This is a genomic window from Streptomyces calidiresistens (assembly GCF_014141525.1).
Lineage (GTDB): Bacteria > Actinomycetota > Actinomycetes > Streptomycetales > Streptomycetaceae > Streptomyces > Streptomyces calidiresistens.
The window spans coordinates 1-769 of the sequence record NZ_VKHS01001386.1; the positions used below are offsets into that span (position 1 = coordinate 1).

General features: G+C 79.1%; 1 protein-coding gene. It reads left to right on the forward strand.

Annotation, left to right across the window (positions count from 1 at the left end; translation table 11 throughout):
• Window positions 1–769, forward strand: a 769-nt coding sequence (locus tag FOE67_RS27440) for an HsdM family class I SAM-dependent methyltransferase (protein WP_182667509.1), incomplete at both ends; no start/stop codon positions are given.

The window sequence follows — 769 nt, forward strand, 5'->3', positions numbered from 1 at the left end:
CTCCCGCCCCACCACCGGCGAGGCGGACCCCGGGGCCCGCGACGCCCCGAACACTCCCGCGGCCCTCCTCGACCTCCCCGACGTGGACCTCGCCGCCCGCGCCTCCGAGCGGGTGAGGGCCCTGGCGGACACCGTCCCCGGCACCGCGGACATCCGCTTCGCCCCGGCGGACGCCCCCGTGCTGCGCGCCCTGCTGCGCTGCCTGCGCGAGGAGGACGCCCGCACCACCCTCGGGGTGCTCGCCGAACGCGAGTTGGAGGACAGCGCCGCGAGCGGCACCCACCGCACCCCCGCTCCCCTCGCCGATCTCGCCGCGCGCCTGCTGCCGCCGGGCACCACCCGGGTCCTGGATCCGGCCTGCGGCGGCGGCGGTCTCCTGGAGGCCGCCGCCCGCCGGGGCGCGACGACCTTGTACGGACAGGACCTTCTCCCCGTGCAGGCCCGCCGGGCCGCCGTCGCCCTGCTGCTCGCCGCCCCCGGCGCCGCCGTCACCGTCCGGGAGGGCGACAGCCTGCGCGCCGACGCCTTCCCCGACCTCGTAGCCGAGGCCGTGCTGTGCGTCCCGCCCTACGGCGACCGGGACTGGGGCCACGACGAGTTGGCCTGTGACCCCCGCTGGGCATACGGCCTGCCGGCGCGCGCCGAGTCCGAACTCGCCTGGGTCCAGCACGCCCTCGCCCGACTCGCCCCCGGCGGCCGGGCGGTGCTGGTCCTCCCGCCCGCCGTCGCCTCCCGCCCCTCGGGACGCCGGATACGGAAGGAACTGCTG